At 52.2% G+C, this 18,532-nt stretch carries 16 protein-coding genes, 1 tRNA gene and 3 pseudogenes; 2 read left to right on the top strand and 18 right to left on the bottom strand.

Annotated features, from left to right (window positions below):
- Nucleotides 1-21 precede the first annotated feature (21 nt).
- The 6 genes from IPG80_RS02645 to IPG80_RS02620 form a co-directional block, all read right to left on the bottom strand.
- Nucleotides 22-246, bottom strand: a complete 225-nt coding sequence (locus IPG80_RS02645; protein ID WP_345102392.1) for a hypothetical protein — start codon at nt 244-246, stop codon at nt 22-24.
- Between the two features lie 173 nt (nt 247-419).
- Complete coding sequence (locus IPG80_RS02640) at nt 420-1,433, bottom strand: electron transfer flavoprotein subunit alpha/FixB family protein (protein ID WP_345102390.1); 1,014 nt, start codon at nt 1,431-1,433, stop codon at nt 420-422.
- On the bottom strand, nt 1,430-2,200 hold the full coding sequence (locus tag IPG80_RS02635; protein ID WP_345102388.1) for an electron transfer flavoprotein subunit beta/FixA family protein: 771 nt from the start codon (nt 2,198-2,200) through the stop codon (nt 1,430-1,432). The genes IPG80_RS02640 and IPG80_RS02635 overlap by 4 nt, the downstream gene beginning before the upstream one ends.
- A gap of 228 nt (nt 2,201-2,428) precedes the next feature.
- A complete protein-coding gene (locus IPG80_RS02630) occupies nt 2,429-2,707 on the bottom strand; it encodes a hypothetical protein (protein WP_345102386.1) in 279 nt (92 codons plus the stop codon).
- Nucleotides 2,708-2,709: 2 nt separating this feature from the next.
- Nucleotides 2,710-3,234: a GNAT family N-acetyltransferase gene (locus IPG80_RS02625; RefSeq protein WP_345102384.1), complete on the bottom strand. Its 525-nt coding sequence runs from the start codon at nt 3,232-3,234 to the stop codon at nt 2,710-2,712.
- 16 nt (nt 3,235-3,250) lie between these two features.
- The gene (locus tag IPG80_RS02620; protein ID WP_345102382.1) at nt 3,251-3,538 is read right to left on the bottom strand and encodes a hypothetical protein; all 288 of its coding nucleotides are present in this window, start codon (nt 3,536-3,538) and stop codon (nt 3,251-3,253) included.
- A 492-nt stretch (nt 3,539-4,030) separates the two neighbouring features.
- Here IPG80_RS02620 and IPG80_RS02615 point away from each other — a divergent pair.
- Both IPG80_RS02615 and gyrA read left to right on the top strand, forming a co-directional pair.
- Nucleotides 4,031-4,114: transfer RNA gene (locus tag IPG80_RS02615), tRNA-Leu, on the top strand.
- 280 nt (nt 4,115-4,394) lie between these two features.
- Nucleotides 4,395-6,911, top strand: coding sequence for a DNA gyrase subunit A (gyrA, locus tag IPG80_RS02610; RefSeq protein WP_345102380.1), 2,517 nt, complete (start codon nt 4,395-4,397; stop codon nt 6,909-6,911).
- Between the two features lie 41 nt (nt 6,912-6,952).
- On the opposite strand, the gene IPG80_RS02605 is transcribed toward gyrA, so the two are convergent.
- From IPG80_RS02605 to IPG80_RS02550, 12 genes and pseudogenes are all read right to left on the bottom strand, one after another.
- A complete protein-coding gene (locus IPG80_RS02605) occupies nt 6,953-7,720 on the bottom strand; it encodes a GGDEF domain-containing protein (RefSeq protein WP_345102378.1) in 768 nt (255 codons plus the stop codon).
- A gap of 56 nt (nt 7,721-7,776) precedes the next feature.
- The gene (locus tag IPG80_RS02600) at nt 7,777-7,998 is read right to left on the bottom strand and encodes a hypothetical protein (RefSeq protein ID WP_345102376.1); all 222 of its coding nucleotides are present in this window, start codon (nt 7,996-7,998) and stop codon (nt 7,777-7,779) included.
- A gap of 80 nt (nt 7,999-8,078) precedes the next feature.
- Nucleotides 8,079-8,858 (bottom strand): biotin--[acetyl-CoA-carboxylase] ligase, encoded by a 780-nt coding sequence (locus tag IPG80_RS02595; protein ID WP_345102374.1) that lies wholly within the window; start codon nt 8,856-8,858, stop codon nt 8,079-8,081.
- 48 nt (nt 8,859-8,906) lie between these two features.
- Nucleotides 8,907-10,079, bottom strand: a complete 1,173-nt coding sequence (locus IPG80_RS02590) for a LysM peptidoglycan-binding domain-containing M23 family metallopeptidase (RefSeq protein WP_345102372.1) — start codon at nt 10,077-10,079, stop codon at nt 8,907-8,909.
- A 28-nt stretch (nt 10,080-10,107) separates the two neighbouring features.
- Entirely contained in the window at nt 10,108-11,385 is a 1,278-nt protein-coding gene (gene rho, locus IPG80_RS02585) for a transcription termination factor Rho (protein WP_345102370.1), read from the bottom strand.
- A gap of 235 nt (nt 11,386-11,620) precedes the next feature.
- A complete protein-coding gene (locus tag IPG80_RS02580; RefSeq protein WP_345102368.1) occupies nt 11,621-11,902 on the bottom strand; it encodes a hypothetical protein in 282 nt (93 codons plus the stop codon).
- Nucleotides 11,899-13,647 carry a thiol reductant ABC exporter subunit CydC gene (cydC, locus tag IPG80_RS02575; RefSeq protein WP_345102366.1) on the bottom strand — a complete coding sequence of 583 codons (1,749 nt, stop codon included), beginning with the start codon at nt 13,645-13,647 and terminating at the stop codon, nt 11,899-11,901. The genes IPG80_RS02580 and cydC overlap by 4 nt, the downstream gene beginning before the upstream one ends.
- 111 nt (nt 13,648-13,758) lie before the next feature.
- Nucleotides 13,759-13,926, bottom strand: a pseudogene (locus IPG80_RS02570) (hypothetical protein); the annotation flags it as partial.
- Between the two features lie 140 nt (nt 13,927-14,066).
- Nucleotides 14,067-15,197: pseudogene (locus IPG80_RS02565) on the bottom strand (ABC transporter transmembrane domain-containing protein); the annotation flags it as partial.
- Nucleotides 15,198-15,353: 156 nt separating this feature from the next.
- Nucleotides 15,354-16,376, bottom strand: a pseudogene (gene cydB / locus IPG80_RS02560) (cytochrome d ubiquinol oxidase subunit II).
- Nucleotides 16,377-16,386: 10 nt separating this feature from the next.
- Nucleotides 16,387-17,787 (bottom strand): cytochrome ubiquinol oxidase subunit I, encoded by a 1,401-nt coding sequence (locus IPG80_RS02555; RefSeq protein ID WP_345102364.1) that lies wholly within the window; start codon nt 17,785-17,787, stop codon nt 16,387-16,389.
- A 125-nt stretch (nt 17,788-17,912) separates the two neighbouring features.
- Nucleotides 17,913-18,362 carry an Rrf2 family transcriptional regulator gene (locus IPG80_RS02550; RefSeq protein WP_345102362.1) on the bottom strand — a complete coding sequence of 150 codons (450 nt, stop codon included), beginning with the start codon at nt 18,360-18,362 and terminating at the stop codon, nt 17,913-17,915.
- Nucleotides 18,363-18,532: the final 170 nt, after the last annotated feature.

The following is an 18,532-nucleotide window of genomic DNA, read 5'->3' as shown; positions in this document are numbered from 1 at the left end:
ATACGTGCAATGTGTTACGCGTCACGGCAGGTCCCCCGCCCGCAGAGTCAACTGCGTGGAAAGTCCGCCAATATATACGCCACCCGCACCGTCTGGAACAATGGTTATTATAGGGTCGTTTGCTGTGGGCATGTTTGGTAGGGGCGTATCGCTCAGCGCATATGCCGGGGTAACAGTCACCGCGCTGCCAAGCAGGGAGAGAAATAGGGCGAAAATAACAAGTAAATTGAACGAACGTAATTTCATGGGTAGTTCCTAATTAAGGAGATTTACCCAAAATCCCCCCAGCCACAACAGCAGCCTGGAACTTTGAGTAGGCAATATGGATTTTGATGATTATAAAAGGGGGAAATACCATTGTGAAGGGACAAAAAAGACCTCCGAAGCCGGAGGTCTTTTTACAAATTAAGTATTACGATTTACTTTCCAAGTTTCTTCTTCATCGCCTCAGTCAGCGCCGGGAGGATCTGGAACAAGTCACCAACCACGCCATAGCGAGCTTGTTTGAAGATCGGAGCATCGGCATCTTTGTTGATGGCAACGATGACCTTGGCATTACGCATGCCAACTAGGTGTTGGATTGCGCCGGAGATACCGTTGGCAATGTACAGATCCGGCGCAACGACTTTACCGGTCTGACCGACTTGATGGGAATAGGGGATGTAACCACCGTCTACGGCTGCACGAGAGGCACCCACGGCGCCACCAAGCAATTGCGCGAGTTCAGTCACCAAGGCAAAGCCTTGCTGGGCGCGCCAGACTTCGGCTTGCTTCTCGTCCATGCCTGCGGGCGGGGTGAGCGCGGGGTTGTTCGAAACGCCGCGTCCGCCAGAGACGATGATGCCTGCGTCGCCGAGGTTGACGGCGCTTTCAGAGGCAGAGTAGCCTTCGACGCTGGATTTCGCTTCACCAGCTGCGGCGACCTTGGTGATGGTTCCGCTTTTGCCAGCCGCACGCTCAGGCTTGGGGAAGGCACGTCCGCGGATGGTTGCCATGACAGGCTTGCCAGAGCAGACAGTCTTTTCCATCAACTTGCCTTCGTAGATCGGGCGGGTGGCGACGAATGAATCTCCGTTCGCTTCAAGACCGATGAGGTCGGTCAGCACGCCGGTGTTCAAGTCCACGGCTGCCATGGCGGCAAGCTCACGGGTTCGTGCAGTGCTCGGGAGCAGAATCAGGTTCGGGCTTTGGGAAGAGGCGAGCGCGGAAAGTGTGGAGGCATACGTCTCAGCGCGGTAATCTGCCAGCGAGGCATCATCCGCAACGAGGACTTCATCCGCGCCAAATTCCACAGCGGCTTTGGCAACTTCATCTACACCAGTGCCGAAGACCAACGCGACGGCTGTGCCAAAACTTTTTGCAAGACCGAGCGCTTCCCACGAAGCGGGCTGAACGTCACCTTTGAAGTGGTCGATATAAACAAACGTTTTCATAGCACTTTCTCCGCGATGATTTTGTCGGCGAGTTTTTCGGCGATCTCGGCGGGGCTTTCACCGGTGATCATTTCCACGGCGCGTGTGTCGCTGGGCGGGGTGACCAACTCGGTGCGGGTCACAACTGCGGCAGGGGCGCTGACGCCGAGGTCGCTCAAAGACCAAACCGGGATGGTTGCCTTCGAGGCTTTGCGGATGCCCATGAACGACGGGTAGCGCGGCTCGCCAATGCTTTGCACGACGCTCAACACTGCGGGCAGATTCGCTTTCATGATCTGACGACCTTCTTCGAGGACGCGCTCAACGGTGACTGCGCTTCCTTCGACCTTTATGCTGCCAGCCAACCCAAGCATTGGGTAACCGAGGAGGCGTGCCGTCTGCGGGGGAGTGAGCCCGGCGCCATTGTCGAGAGTCTGCCGACCGAAGACGACCATATCCGCGCCGCCGATCTTTTGAATGGCAGCCGCCAGCACTTTCGCCGCGCCGACGGTGTCGAGGTCATTCAACGCCGCATCCGAAACGAGGATGGCTTCATCTGCGCCCATGGCGAGCGCGTGCTTGAGCGCCTCCTTCGCGGACTCGGGTCCGACGCACAAGGCAGTGACGGTTCCGCCTGCGGCTTCCTTTTGCTGAAGCGCGCCTTCAACCGCATATTCATCGAACGGGTTGATGACCAGCGGCGCGTCGCCCCATGAGACCTGCCCGCCTTCGGCTTTGACTTTCGCCTCCGAGTCGGGGACTTGCTTGATACATGCGATGATTTTCAAGTGAGACTCCTTTAGTATCTCGTCATGCCCCCCCCCCCCCCCCCCGCCCCCCGCGGACACGGTGCGAAAATGATTACACAAAAACTCGTTGTACAGAAACTTTCTTTCGTCATGCGAGGAGGGTGCTCTTCCGAGACACTTTACCCCCCCCCCCCCCCCCCCCCCCCCCCCCCCCCCCCTCCTTTGTGCTCACTTTAGTAATTGCTGTCACTCCTGTGTAGGTTTGTTTTATCCTAAAAACGCCCTTACAACCAACACATCCATACCGACAACTGCCACAATACCCAATAAACTAAATGCCTTTTGCCAGAACAGCCAACTCTGCTTCTTCTCCAGCCGTTTCAAGAAAAATCCTTTGAAGGGCAGTGGAATTTTTTCATTCGTCAGGCTTGCATAAAGGTCTTTATAGTATTCCTCTGTTTTGAACCAGAGTTTATAGCTGTTCGAAATAAACAAAAAACTAAATAAAAGAAAGACGATCAAAAATCCAAGAGGAGGTTGGGTCATATTTAAATATACTTTTCCATACGTAAGTCTGTCCACAGTTTGCCTTGCCAGAAGGTGAAATCAGGGATCCGGCCGATCTCGGTGTAACCCATCTTTAGGTATAGTTTTTGCGCAAATGTATTGAACTCGAAGACACCCAATTCAATACGCTTGAAACCTGCTGCACGGATTTCTCCTTCTATGTGCTGCATTGCCAGCTTGCCAATTCCCCTGCCGCGCGCAACTTCTTCACCGATGGTGATGCCGATCCATGCGGTGCCGGGTTCTTTCTTGTAAAGGTGCTGCGGGTCAATCTGATAGCTCATTTCACCTACAAGTTGACCATCCAGATAGATCAAGTAGATCCGATTGTAGGAAAGTCGTGCATCAAGCTCGAAAAAATCTGCTTCGCTTTCTCTGTCGATGTCTGCCTGGTTGTGATTGAGGCGGGTGAGATGGACGAGAGCGGGGTCGTTTTCCCATTTTGTGAAAGCGGAATAGACTTCAGGTGGAATCGGGTCGGCTAGTTTCGTAAACTGGACGGTCATCCGCGCTCGTTCCTGCTTAGCTAAAGTTGGAACTGCTAATGATCTTGCCGGTTTCCATGTCGATCTCGCAAAACTGTCCGCTATTGGTGAAGGTGGAGATACTCGAGTCTTCGTTGAGCTTTACTTTGGTAAATAAAATATTCTCAGAGGGTTTTTCCGCCTTCCAGAGAACATCACCGTTGGGTGCGATCATATATAGGTTCGTCTCATTTAATGGGAAACCATTGGGACTTTCCATAATGACAATGCCTTTTTTTAATTCGATAAGCTTTTCGATACTGGTATGAAATGGAGTGATCTGCATAAATATCCTTGTAGCTGGGGAATGGCATCGCCGTATTCCCAACTTGAGTATTATATCTCAAACTTTCTCTCCCTACCGAGCGGTAGGTGGATTTGGATTAAATAAAAAAAGCCCGACGCGTCTTTCATGTGCGTCGGGCTAGGGGATGGAATGGTCTTCCATCATTGCTCTTGAACTCCCATGTTGCTGAGTTCATCCGGGCTGTATTGCGATACGTACATGTCGGAACCAGCCAGAGCGAGCAGGATTACGGTGACAACTGCTGCAAATACAAACATGATGTAACTCCTTTCTTGATGCATAATATAACGATTTAAATTGTAAAAAGATACTCACCTATCAGTACTGCAATGGTTTGACAATACACTTTTGAAAGGCTTGTTCATTAAAACGATTTCATGTATGTTTTTGTTCCTTCAATCACAAGCACTGTCCTTGCATTGACATTCCACCTTTTTGGGATAAAATACATCCCGCTAATCAATTGAATATGCCGAAGTGGCGGAATTGGCAGACGCGCTACGTTCAGGGCGTAGTGAACTTACGTTCATGAGGGTTCAAGTCCCTCCTTCGGCACACAAAGACTCGCAGATGCGGGTCTTTTTTGATGGATAGAACCCGGCTCAAGCGGGGGAGGAGGCGCTTCCATCCATTTGGCTTGGTGCTACGCTCAAAACTTAATCCAAGAGGGCGAAAAACGGACTAGGGTGGTATAATTGCACTATAAAAATACGCTTCTTTCATCTAATGCGACACGAAGTTTTCCCATCTTCGTGTCTTTTTATGCCAGTTTTTTGAAAAAAAGGCGGCGATTTGCCGGGTTTTTGCCCCTCAAGAAGGATTAAAAAGGACTTTTATGGCTGAAGAAAATATGATCGCTGGAAATGTCGAGTCGGTGGATATCGACGCCCAGATGCGCTCTGCGTACCTGGATTACGCCATGAGCGTGATCGTGGCGCGCGCCTTGCCTGATGCGCGTGATGGTATGAAACCAGTGCATCGGCGCATTCTGTATGCCATGCATGAGCTTGGACTTCGTTCAAACACTTCGTATAAGAAGTCTGCACGTATCGTGGGTGAGGTGTTGGGTAAGTATCACCCGCACGGTGACTCGGCGGTCTATGAGTCGATGGCTCGTATGGCGCAGGATTTTTCGTTGCGTTATTTATTGGTGGATGGTCAGGGAAACTTCGGCTCGGTGGATGGCGACGCGCCCGCTGCGATGCGTTATACCGAGGCTCGTCTGCAAAAAATGGCAGAGGAGATGCTGGCAGATCTCGAAAAGAATACCGTGGAATACGGTCCCAACTTCGATGATTCGCTTCAAGAGCCGCTCGTTCTACCTGCCCGCCTCCCGAACTTGTTGTTGAATGGCGCTTCGGGTATTGCTGTGGGTATGGCGACGAATATCCCGCCGCAAAACCTGCGGGAACTAACGGGGGCGATCAATCATTTGATCGATAACTACGAAACGATCGATGACATCAATGTTGAAGACTTGATGAAATTCGTGCAAGGACCAGATTTTCCGACCGGCGGCATGATCGTCGGTACGGAAGGCATCATTTCGGCATATGGCACGGGTCGCGGTCGCATTGTGATGCGCGGTATTGCCCACATTGAAGAGACGAAAGCCGGGCGATATCAGATCAATATCACGGAAATTCCGTATCAGGTCAATAAATCCACGTTGATCGAGCGCATCGCCGAGTTGGTGCGTGAAGACAAGATCGACCAGATCTCTGACCTGCGCGATGAGTCGGACAAGCGTGGTATGAGCATCATTATCGAGCTCAAACGCGGTGCGCAGCCCAAGAAGGTCTTGAATCAACTTTATAAATATACGGCGTTGCAGTCCACTTTTGGCGTGCAAATGCTGGCATTGGTGGATGGAGAACCGCGTACTTTACCGCTCAAACGCCTGCTGCAAATTTTCATCGATCACCGTCATGAAGTCATTACCCGCCGCTCGCAATTTGATCTGGACAAGGCGAAAGCGCGTATTCACATCCTGGATGGCTATCTCATTGCGCTCAATAACATCGATGCGATTATCAAGGTCATCCGTGAAGCGGAAGATGTTGATAAAGCCAAATCTGCGTTGATGACTCGCTTCAAGCTGAGTGAACTGCAGGCACAGGCGATCCTGGATATGCAACTGCGCCGCCTTGCCGCCCTCGAACGTTGGAAGCTTGAGGAAGAACACAAACAGGTTTCTGAGACCATCAAGTATCTCGAAGACCTGCTCGCAAACCCCAAGAAGATCCTGGCTCTCATTAAAGACGATATGAACGAAATGGCGGAGAAATACGGCGATGACCGCCGCACCAAGATCTCTGCTGAAGCCCGCGAAGATATTCACGAAGAAGACCTCGTGCCGGATGAGTCGGTTCTGATCAGCCTAACCGAGCGCGGATATATCAAACGCATTGCCGCTTCGGCGTTCCGTTCGCAAAGCCGCGGCGGGCGCGGTGTGAAGGGGCATACCACCAAGGAAGAAGACGAAGTTGTGATGCTCATCCCGGCGCGCAGCCTCGATACGATGCTGTTCTTCACCGACAAGGGCAAAGTCTACTCTGAGAAGGTCTATCAGATCCCAGATCTAGACCGCGCGACCAAAGGCATTCCGCTGGTTAACATTCTTGCGCTGGGACCAAATGAAAAGGTCACGGCTGCCATGGCGGTTCGGGAGTTTTCGCCCAATCAGTTCTGTGTATTGATGACTGGACGCGGGCGCATGAAGCGCGTGGCAATGGAAGAATTCGCTTCGGTGCGACCCTCAGGCTTGATTGCCATGAACTTAGATGATGGGGATACCCTCGGCTGGGTGCGCCTCACCTCAGGCAAAGATGAGATCATCATCGTGACGGAAATGGGGCAGGCATTGCGCTTCGGCGAGGACAAGGTCCGCTCGATGGGACGTCAAGCCGCTGGTGTGCAGGGCATTCGCCTCGGCAAGGAAGATGCCGTCACCAGCATGGATGTGGTCGAGAAAGAAGGCGCATTGCTTGTGGTAACCACCAATGGATATGGCAAGCAGACATCGCTAAAAGAATACACCCCCAAGGGACGTGCCACAGGCGGCATTTCCACTATTGACCAGAAGGCGCTGAAAGAGATCGGCAAGATCGCTGCGGCGCGTGTTGTTCAAAACGAGGACGACCTGACTATCATGACCGCCAACGGCGTAGCTATCCGCTTGAAGGTGAAGGATGTGAAGCAGTCTGGGCGTTCGACGCGGGGTGTTCATCTCATCAAACCGCAGGATGGCGATAGCGTTGCTTCTGTGGCGCGCATTTCTGCTGAAGATCTGAAAAAGGCTGGAGCGCAGATCGAAGAAAAAGAAGCAGATCCGCAACCCAAGTTGGTTTAATGAAAAAATCCCCGATGATTTCATCGGGGATTTTTTTATTATTACAGCGCTTGGATGCGATTTTTTCCCTGTCTTTTGGCTTTGTACAAAGCTTGGTCTGCCATGGAGATCAGGTCACTTAATTTTTGCTCTGTGCTGGATGTGGCAACTCCGATGCTGGCATGTAGGGGAATTTCCGCTCCCTTTGCTTTTATCGTTACTTCTGAAAATCTTTCGGATGTGCGTTTTGCGATTTCGTGTGCCTGTTCGTGGTTGGTCTGGGGCAGCAGGCATATAAATTCATCTCCGCCATAGCGTGCGAATACATCTGAATTTCGAAACATGAGGTTGCATTGTTCTGTTAACGTTTTCAAGGCGCGATCTCCGGTGGCGTGCCCGTAGGTATCATTTAATACCTTGAAGTCGTCGAGGTCTATCAGCAGGATGGATGTATGGGGTGGAATGTGGGAATCTGTGTTTTCAAGGATGCGGGTTGCTTCAAAAAAATAGCGGCGGTTGTAGGCTTTGGTCAGTTCATCGCGAATGGATGTGTCGTAAATTTCCATACGCAGCGTATCCAATTCGACCAAAAGGCTTAGTACTTGATATAGATGGTATGGCATGAATGTTGTACAAACAATGACGTTAATGACCATCCCCGTCAGGATACTGCCGCCCATCAGCATATTTATGGGAATGATGATCAACGTCACAGAAAAGAACGCAACAACCGAAAAAAGGACGATCGTTTTTGTGAACCCCACTAATTTGTATGTGCGCAAAAGGCTTTTGCTGGCGAATAGAAGAATAGTTTTATTTTCTGGCTGCATTTTGAGTGGTGATTCCCAAAGAAATTAAACACCACTCAGTTCGAAGAGTAACGCAATTAGAAACCGATCCTGCCGGTGACGAACAGACAAAGGAATCCGAGGATGCAGGTGGCAAGCATGATCAAAAAGACCAGCACAAAGCGTTGAATGGAGGTCATGCCGAGGAATTTACCCGAGCGGGCGCGCGTCCCGGTTGTGGAAATGGCGGCGGGCTGGTATTCAGCTTGAGCCTCTTCTTCATATTGTTTTGCAGCATCATTTCGAAGATCATCAAACATGGCAACCTCGTTTTTTAGTAGTGTAGATCATTTTTACCACAGCGTTTTTTATATTCTGCGGCTTGATTTTCAAAAGTATATCACGCGGCAGGGCGCAGGCTCACATCCCCAAATCGGATGCTGACAGGGCTGCCGTGTTCGTCGCGCAGGCGCAGGCTTCCATCGGGTTCCAAACCATCCAATCTGCCGTGGATGATTTCCTCGGCGCCTGCCCGGATCTGAATTTGCTCGCCTCGAAACGCCAACTTCTGTTCCCATGCCTTAAGGAACTCTTCTGTGCCGATCTGCTCACGCCAGCGTATGAATGCGTTTAATATGAGTGCGATAATCTCTTCACGCTTTGGGGCTGCTTCCAATTGTTCTGCAAGGCTTGTAGCTGGGAATTGCAGCGTTTCGGCAGGCGGCGCCGCCGCCTTTTCCACATTGATGCCCATGCCGATCACCAGAGAATCCGCTGCGTCTCCCGACCATACGGTTTCCACGAGAATACCAGCCGTTTTTTTTCCGTTCAGCAGAATATCGTTGGGCCATTTGATCTGGGGAGACAGACCAAGCTTCAGGCAGGCATCCGTTAGGGATAGAGCTGCCAGCCCCACAGTCCGTGAGAGATGCGGGCGCATGGGTATGGTGGGGCGCAGGATGAGGCTCATGGCGATGGCGCTGCCTTTGGGTGTGAACCATTTTCGGTCCAACCGCCCGCGCCCTTGCGTCTGTTCATCTGCAACCACCAGCGAAAGATCTTTTGCGCCATCTGCCGCCCATGCCAGGGCTTCATCATTCGTTGAGCCAATGGAGTCGAAATAGCGCAAGCCGCCGAGATTTAATTTGACAAGTTGTTTTTTGAGGGAGGATTCGTTCATGAAAATTAAAAGACCTGACAGGTTTAAGGAACTGTCAGGTCTTTGCTGTTATTGAACAATATCGTACGGGTTGATATTGGAACCGCCAACGCGAATTTCAAAATGCAAGTGCGCGCCGAAGGAGTTACCTGTGTTGCCTGCCAGCCCGATCACCGAACCTTGGCCAACAGTCTGGCATTGGCTGACAAGGATGGAGCTTAAGTGGGCATAGACCGTTACATAGCCATTTCCGTGATCGATCTGTACCACGTTGCCATACCCGTAATTCCAGCCGCCAGCCGCCATGGTTACCACCCCTGTACCTGCCGCATACACGTTCGCACCCTCAGGTGCGCTGATGTCAATGCCAAGGTGACCGGGTCCGTAGGCGTTGCCAGAGAGGGTGTGGTCATCAGCAGGCCAACCAAGCCCGCTGCTAACAGGTCCGCCGCCGCATGAATTTGTGGCGTTGGCACCGCCGGTGCCTGTGTTAACTCCACGGGCATTGGTGGGGAGTTGCGCTGCCCAGTTCACAAGTTCACGCGAGCCGTCAGGGATGAAGACGGTCTCTCCGGGCTTTACCTGAGGGTCGGTCAGGTCGATATCGTTCCCGGTGAAGTTGATAATATCACTCGGTTCGGCAAAAAATTCTTTCGCCACTGTTTCGAAAGTATCGCCTTCCTTCCAGGTGTAATACAAGCCGTCCAAGGGCGGGATGGTCAATTCCATGCCGGGGCGCAAACTGTGCGGGTTGTCTTCCAACTGGTCGTTGACATACAAAATGGTTTCGGATTTGATCTTGAAGTTTTCGGCGATGCGGTACATCGAATCACCGCGCACGACGCGATATAACTCAGGGTCATAACGCGGACGTTCTGGAAAGTTAGTCTTGACCTGAAGTTTGCGGAAGATGGTTGGGAAGAGACCGCTTCCATCCACGCTCGCGCCGGGGTCTGCCAGCGCAATTTCACCCGTCCCTGAAGATGCTTCCTGTGTAGCTCCCGATGGGACTGTAACGACAACAGGGGGGAGAGTGCTCTTATAGTACAACGTTCCTGCCAGTAGACCGGCAACCAGTACGAAAGTTACTGCCCAACTAATGATGCTGAAACGGTCCGCTTTTTTTTCCTTGCGCGGACTTGTCGCCGGTTCATTCACAGCCGAAACGTCCGCAGGCTGTTCAGCCTCGGATTTCTTTCGGGCGGGGAAGATGGATCTGATTCTATCGAGGAACGGTTTCATAATTAAGGTTAATAAATTTTAGTCGCGCTTATGCGTCCTTGGTCAGGTTTTCCAAAAATTCAATATTGTTCTTGGATTTTTCCAACCGCGTCAAAATCGCTTCGGTTGCCACGGAGGGATCCATGCCTGCACCGGCAGGCTGGGAGGAAGTCATCTGTACGAACATGCGGCGTAAGAGCCAAACGCGCTGGAGCAGGTCGGGTCCGAGCAGCAGGTCTTCGCGGCGGGTGGATGAGCGCTCGAGATCGACGGCGGGGAAGGTGCGGCGTTCCTGCAGTTTGCGCGAGAGGTGCAATTCCATATTGCCGGTACCTTTGAACTCTTCGTACACCACGTCGTCAAGGCGGGAGCCGGTATCCACAAGACAGGTGGCAATGATGGTCAGTGAGCCGCCTTCTTCCACATTACGTGCCGCACCAAAGAAACGCTTGGGTGGGTATAACGCGGAGGGATCCATACCGCCGGAGAGGGTGCGCCCGGATGGGTTGACGGTCAGGTTGTAGGCACGGGCGAGGCGGGTGATCGAGTCCATTAAGATTACCACGTGGCGGCCGATCTCCACTAATCTCTTAGCGCGGTCTAAGGCGAGTTCCGCTGTACGGACGTGCGAGGTGACCGGTTCATCGAAGGTGGAGGCGACCACTTCGGCATCCACAGAACGGTCCATATCAGTCACTTCTTCAGGGCGTTCACCAATGAGGGCAATGATCAAGTGTACGTCAGGATATTTGGTTGAGATCGAATTTGCAATTTGCTTGAGGATCGTGGTCTTCCCCGTTTTGGGCGGCGAAACGATCAAGCCGCGCTGTCCTCTACCGATGGGAGCAATTAGATTTATTAAACGTGGGGCTAATGTTTTTGCGTCAGTTTCAAGATCAAAGCGTTTATCTGGAAAAATAGGGGTGAGGTTCTCAAAAACAGTTCGTTTGGAGGCTTCTTCCGGTTCCAAGCCGTTTATGGATTCTACTTTTAATAAGCCGAAGTGTCTTTCACTTTCACGCGGCGGGCGCACCTGCCCAATCACGAGGTCGCCTGCGCGAAGGTCATACCGCCTTAATTGCGCCTGCGAAACGTATACATCCTGGTCGCTAATTCGATAGTTAGTTGCTCGCAGGAAACCGATGCCCTCGCTCATAATTTCGAGAATACCGCCGCGCAACTCAATGCCTTCCTTCTGCGCCTCCGCCTCGCGGATCATCATGGCGAGGGTTTCTTTTTTCAGGCGGTTGGCATTGGGAATGTTTAAGCCCTTTGCCATGGTGCGAAGTTTTGAGAGAGGTTCGTTCTCCAGTTCAAGTATTTTCATGTTTTTCTCTTTTGGGATGATTGGAATGGGAATGCGAAAAAACCAGTCCCCGCTTTGGGCTGGTGGGTTTCCTAATGTTTTTTGAGAGGTTGTGGGACAAAGATCAAATTTATTCGATTCAACTTGCAGGCAGAAAGGTATTTTAAATTATTTTCACTGCGATAGGTTTTCAAACGGCAGGGGGAACGACCGAATTATAGCACTTCCATGCAAGCCATGCAAGCAGGCTTCACAGCTAATTTTCATCTGAAAGTATACGGTTTTGCAAATCGAGCAGATGACGATAGAACGAATCTTTGCCTGAAAGCTGGGTGTGTGTGCCGCGCTCAATGATTTCTCCGTGGTTCATCACGAGGATCTCGTCCATATTTTCAAGCCCGATCAGGCGATGGGTGATGAGCAGTGAAGTCTTTTGTTTCATCACCTTGAACAGCGTTTCCAGTACCTGTTGTTCGGTGAGCGGGTCGAGGTTGGCAGTCGGTTCATCGAGGATTAGGATCGGCGCATCTTTGATCAATGCGCGCGCGATCGCCAGTCGTTGACGTTCACCGCCGGAGAGCGTAAGCCCTGCTCGCCGATCATCGTGTCGTAGCCTTTGGGCAGGCTCATGATAAAGTCGTGAATTTGCGCGGACTTACACGCCGCTTCCACTTCTTCGCGGGTGACTTTCTTGCGGGCGAAGCGCAGATTTTCATAAATGGATGTGTTGAAGAAATAGGTGTTCTGGGATACATACCCGCATCTCGCGCGGACCTCATCCTGATTCAGCGCTTTGAGTGATTCGTCGCCAAGAGTGATATCTCCTACTTTGTAATCCCAGAAGCGGAGTAACAGGTTTGCAATGGTGCTCTTGCCCGCTCCACTCGGACCGACGATGGCGAGGGATGTTTCAGGTTTCAGGTCGAAGGTCAGGTTGTGCAGGGCGGGGGTAGTTTGGGTCGGGTAAGTGAAGGTGATATTCGATAATTCGATATTCGATGTTTGTTCATCGAGTTTCGAATATCGAGTATCTTCTTTTATCTCCGGCTCTGTATCCACAACTTCAAACAATCTTCTTGCCGCTTCACGGGCGGAGTTCCACATTTGGGCGGCGAGGGGCAGCGGGATGACAGCTTCGAAAGAGGCGAGGGTGAGCAGGGTCAACGAAGCCAGCATGGGACCAGGCAGATTCCCGTTGATGACCTGTGGGATGGTGAAGTAAAGCACTGACCACATGCCGAGGTTGGTGAGCAATGTCCCCAGCGCGGAGTGGATGCCTGTCACACGCGCCATGCGGCGTTGGGCATCCCCATACTCTTCTGCGTTTGATGCGATTTGCGTGAGACGTTGGTCGGCGCGTCCGTAGGCGATGAGATCTGCCATGCCTTGAATACTGTCTACAAGGTTGGTTTGCAAGTCTGCACGCAGGGTGATGGTCTGTTCGGCGGATTTGCGGCTGGTCGTCTGCGCGAGGATGGGGAGGAGCAAGCCGAGGCTGAGATAAAAGGTCAAATAGACAGGAGCAAGCAGCGGGTAGAAAGAAGCGAGAAAGATGGCAGTGAACGTTCCAACGACAATGGCGGTCAACGGGGGCGAAACGACACGGACGTAGAAATTTTCCAGCGTTTCCACGTCGCCGATGATGCGCGCAAGCAAGTCGCCGGAGCGGAAATTCATCAGACGGGCGGGGGCGAGGGGTTCGAGTTTTTCGTAGAACCACAGGCGCAGTTTGGCGAGCAGACGGAAAGTGACATCGTGCGAGACGAGGCGTTCGAGATAGCGGAAGATGGCGCGGCTGATGCCGAAGAAGCGTGTGCCCACGGTGGAGACGCCGAGGTCTGCGACGGAGACGGCGATGGCGGCGGTGGAGATGAGCCATGCCGAGGTGCCCATGAGCGCGACGCTGGCTAGGATGGTGATCGAACTGAGAAGAACGGAGAGGGCGACACGGTGCCAGTTGCCTTTGAGGAATTGGAGGAGGCGGGGGAGGATGGGTAATTGGTAATTAGTAATTGGTGATTGGTGATCGGTGATTGGTGGAATGTGGGAAGTGAAAAGTGTTTGGAATGATTCAACAGTTGGGTGGTTTTCAACTTGTAACTTGTCACTTGTAACTTGTAACTCGTACGTTCTCACCATGCTCGCATACATGCCGTTGTTTGCAACGAGTTCGCGGTGTGTGCCTTGTTCGATGATTCTGCCTTCGTCGAGAACGATAATTTTATCGGCTTGGAAGATGGTGTTGAGGCGGTGGGCGATGGTGATGGTGGTACGTCCCTGCATCAGTTCGCGGGTGGATTCTTCGAGCAGGGATTCGGTTTCGGGGTCGAGGGCTGAGGTGGGTTCGTCGAGGATGAGGATGGGGGCGTCTTTGAGGAAAGCGCGGGCGAGGGCGAGGCGTTGGGCTTGTCCGCTGGAGAGGCGGGCGCCGCTTTCGCCAACGAGAGTTTCATATTTTTCAGGAAGTGATTCAATGAAATCATGCAGGCGCGCGGCTTTGGCGGCTTGGATGACTTCTTCGTGAGTCGCGTCCGCTTTGCCGAGGCGGATGTTTTCGGCGATGGTGGTGTGGAAGAGGTGCGGGCGTTGGGGAACCCAGGCGATGGAATGATGAAGGTGGTGAAGGCGGAATTAGTAATTGGTGATTGGTAATTGATGTTGCCTTGTGTTGGATTGATGAAGCCAAGTAGTAATTGAACAAGCGTGGATTTGCCTGCGCCTGTTTTGCCGACGAGGGCGATGTGTTGTCCCTGGTTGATTTGCAGGTTGATGTTTTGCAGGGCGGGGGTGGTTTCGTTGGGGTAGGTGAAGGAGATATTTGATAATTCGATAGTTGAGAAGTCGACATTCGATATTCGATTATCGATGTTCGAATTTCGAGTATCGATTGGCGTATCCAGAATCTCATAGATCCTCTTCGCTGCCGTCGTGCCGTTCATGCCCGCGTGGAATCTTGCGCCGAGGGCGCGGAGGGGCATGTAGAACTCAGGGGCGAGGACGAGCAGGAAGAGCGCGGGTTGAAACTCCATGTTGCGGTAGAGCAGGCGGAAGCCGATCTCGACGGCGACGATGGCGGTGCTGATGGTGGCGAGCATTTCCAGCGCGAGCGCGGAGAGGAAGGTGATGCGCAAAACGCTCATGGTTGTGTCGCGGTATTGATCGGAGATCTTGGCGATGGTCTTCGCCTGTCCCTTCGATTGACCGAAGAGTTTGAGTGTGGTCAGCCCTTGCAGGCTGTCGAGGAAGTGGGCGCTGAGCAGGCGCAGGGTTTCATATTGGCGTTTGGTAACCGTCTCTGCGCCTTTGCCGATGATGATCATGAAAAAGGGAATCAATGGGGCGGTGATGAGGAAGACGAAGCCAGTTAGCAAGTCAATGGGGAAGACGAAAAATAAAATGGAGAGGGGAACAAGTGCTGTGACCACCAGTTGCGGCAGGTACTGGCTGAAATAGGCGTCCAACGCTTCAATGCCTTCGACGGCGGCAGTGGTTAGTTCGCCGGTGCGTTGTCCGCGCGAATAGGCGGGACCGAGTTTGAGGATGTGCGCGAAGAGTCGTTCGCGCAGGTCGGTTTTGATTCTGACGGCGACGGCGTTGGCGGCGACTTCGTTGAGCCAGGTGAGGACGGCACGTCCGCTGATGGCGAGGAGGATGAGGACGAGGGGAGTGGTGACTTGCGCGAGAGTCTGCTTTTGCAGGAAGACTCCGTCGATGACGCGGCTGAGGAGCCAGGATTGCCAAATGGTCAGGAATCCGGCTAAAAGTCCAGAAAGAACCGTTAAAGTCAGGGAGAGGCGGGTGTCGCGGGTGAGGGAGAGGAGTCGGCGGTGCATGGGGGAAGTGTCAAGTGCGAGGTATCAGGTATCAGGTTAAAAAGTTGACAGGTTGAGGTCAGTATACCCTTTGATGATTTCAGGGCAAGACCTTCAACCTGCCAATTTTCAGATTAACTTATGAGATTGCTTCGGGAAGAGCCCCTCGCAATGACATTAATAGACGAGACTCTTCTTGTCGGTCTTGATGCGCTCGCGGAACATGTAGTACGTCCAGCCTTGATAGACGAGCACGATGGGAACGAAGATGAGCGCGACGATGGACATGACGGTCAGCGTGTACTGCGAGGAGGATGCGTTGGTGATGGTGAGAGAGAACGCAGGGTTGGTGCTGGAGATCATCACGTTCGGGAAGGTCATGCTGAAGAAGGTGACCTGGGTCAACACGATGTTGAGCGAGGTCATGATGAATGCCCAGCCTTCCATCTTGTTGTTGAGGAAGTAGCCGGTGGCAAGCAATACGGCAACAGCAGCCACAGGGACGAAGCCAGGGTTGACCACGCCGCGCGCCCAGAAGCCCGCTACATAGGTGAAGATACCGAGGACGACATATAACACAGAAACTGCAACCCAGAGTTTCTTGGCAAAGACGTTCACGCGTTCGCGCAGTTCGCCTTCGAGTTTGAGACCGAGGAAGTTCGCGCCGTGCAGGAGGAAGATCACCACAGTGGTCAAACCGCCGAGCAAACCATAGGGGTTGAGCAGGGTGAAGAGATTGCCGGTGAACATCATGTTCTCGTCAATGGGTACGCCGCGTGCAAGGTTGGCGAAGGCTGCGCCGAGCAATAAGGCGGAGAGGAAGGAGCCGACGGCGATCATCCAGTCGAAGGTATTGCGCCATTTGGGGCTGGGATCTTTGAGCGATATTCAAAATGCAATGCCGCGAATGATCAGACCGACGAGCAACAGGAACAGCGCAAGGTAGAAGCCGCTGAACATGGTGGCATACCAGTGGGGAAATGCAGCAAAGGTCGCGCCGCCTGCGGTGAGCAGCCAGACTTCGTTGCCATCCCACACGGAGCCGATGGAGTTGATGATGGCGCGGCGTTCTTCGTCTTTCTTGCCGAGGAAGGGCAGCAACATGCCCACGCCGAAGTCGAAGCCTTCGAGGAAGTGGAAGCCGATCCAGAGAACGGCGATCAGAATGAACCAGAGGATTTGAAGAAATTCGTAAGACATGGGTGTTCTCCTAGTCGTCCGCGCCGACACGGGCGGGAGCGACATCAACGGATTCGTGCATGGCGGCATCGGGTCCGGCAATGGCATATTTGCGCATCAGGTAGACCATTGCGCCAGCGAGTGAGCCGTAGACAACGGTGTAACCGATCAATGAAATGAGCAGGTCAACAGTGGTGAGGTTGGGGGAAACTGCATCCTGCACTCTGAGCAAGCCTTGTACGATCCAGGGCTGGCGTCCCATTTCAGAGAGGATCCATCCGCTGGCGTTGGCGATGTATGGCAGAACGATCACGTACGGAACCCACTTCATCCACTTGGCGTTTTCGTATTTGCCGCGCATGGCGAGCAGGAAGAGGAAGGTGAGCAGCATCATCAAGAAGCCGATCGCCATCATGAAGCGGAATGTCCAATAGGTGACGACCATCAGCGGGATGTAGTCGCCAGGTCCATAAGTTGATTCGTACTCTGCCTGAATGGCATCCACACCTTTGACTTCGCAGTCAAAATTGTTACAAGCCAGGAAACTCAACACGCCAGGGATGCCGAGTTGACTGGTGCGCAATGACCAGACTTCACGCTTGCCGCTCAGGTCACCGATGGTGAGGATGGAGAAATCAGCAGGGGCAGAAGTTTCCCAGTGCGCTTCAATGGAGGAGAATTTCATCGGCTGGGTTTCGAACATGTACTGTCCGTTTGTGTGACCGCCGAAGAAAACCAATGTGCTGGCTACCAAACCAACAATGGTTGCGGCTTGGAAGGAGCCTTTGAACAGGCTCACATTCTGTTTGCGAATGATGTGATAAGCGCTTACGCCAATGATAAGGAAACTGGCGGTGGTGAGACCCGCGGCAATGGTGTGCCAGAAGAACAGCCAGCCCTTGGGGTTAGTGATGAGGGCAAAGAAATCTACCAGTTCGGCGCGACTGTTGGCTTCGTTGATGACGTAACCGACGGGGTGCTGCATCCAACCGTTGGCGAGCAAAATCCACAGCGCGGAGAGGTTCGAGCCGATAGCGGCAAGCCAAATGGCGGCATGGTGAACTTTCTCAGGTACTTTGCCTTCGCCGAAGACCCACACGCCAAGGAAGGTCGATTCGAGGAAGAAGGCCATAAGCGCTTCCACGGCAAGGGGAGCGCCGAAAATATCACCGACAAAGCGGGAGTATTCAGACCAGTTCATACCGAACTGGAATTCCTGTACAATGCCGGTGACTACGCCGATGGCAAAGTTAATGAGGAAGAGCTTGCCCCAGAACTTGGTCATTTTGCGGTATTCCTCATCACGAGTCTGGTAGTAGCGGCTTTGGAAATACGCCACGAACCAGGAAAGACCCAGAGTGAGGGGGACGAAGAGGAAATGGTAGACGGTTGTGAGACCGAACTGCCACCGTGAAAGGGTGATTGGATCCATGTGATTAGTACTCCGAATAGAAAATTTGATTTGTTGAGTAATCGATTCAAGGTTTATAAGACATTATTTTTTACTGGTTGTTTCTCCTTCGATCATTCTTTTGAGTTTATTGCAGGTGGGGATAATTATTGAGATAGCCAACCGAGCGGCAATATAACCTTGGGAGCGCGAGTGGCTTTGGCAAGGTCTTCAAAATTCACTTGCTCCAACTCGCTTAACATTTTGACCTGTAATTCTTTCCATTGAACACAGATCGGGCAGTCCATTTCAAAGGGACAGGTCTTTTCCATTTGTTCGCAGTTGGTATCGAACATCTTCTCTTCAAAGTGTTCCACCAATTGACGTAGATTGATTTCGTTAGCAGGGCGGGCAAGTGTCATGCCGCCGTCTCTACCTGGGTAGGTGAGAATAAAAGCTCCCCGTGCAAGATCGGCAACAATGCGTTGTGCCAGGGATGGTGGAATAACCATCTCTTTCTGTATTTCTGTTGTGGAAGCACGCATACCTGCTCCACGCTTTGCAAGCGAGAGCAGCATACGAATGGCATAATCGGTTTGGCGATTTACTCGAAACATATTGTTATTTTATGTTATATTGCGTTATATATAACTATTTATAACAAAAAGATTACGTCATGACAATGGAAAAAAGTAATAACTATTTATGACAAATGAGATGAAATCTAAAATCGTTTACTGAAAAAGTAAACAAAACAGGGTCGGAAAATTTTCCGACCCTGTTTTCA

The sequence above is a fragment of the Candidatus Villigracilis vicinus genome, assembly GCF_016702885.1.
GTDB lineage: Bacteria > Chloroflexota > Anaerolineae > Anaerolineales > Villigracilaceae > Villigracilis > Villigracilis vicinus.
Note: the sequence above shows the minus strand (reverse complement) of the source record. Positions and strands in the feature narration are given on the sequence as shown.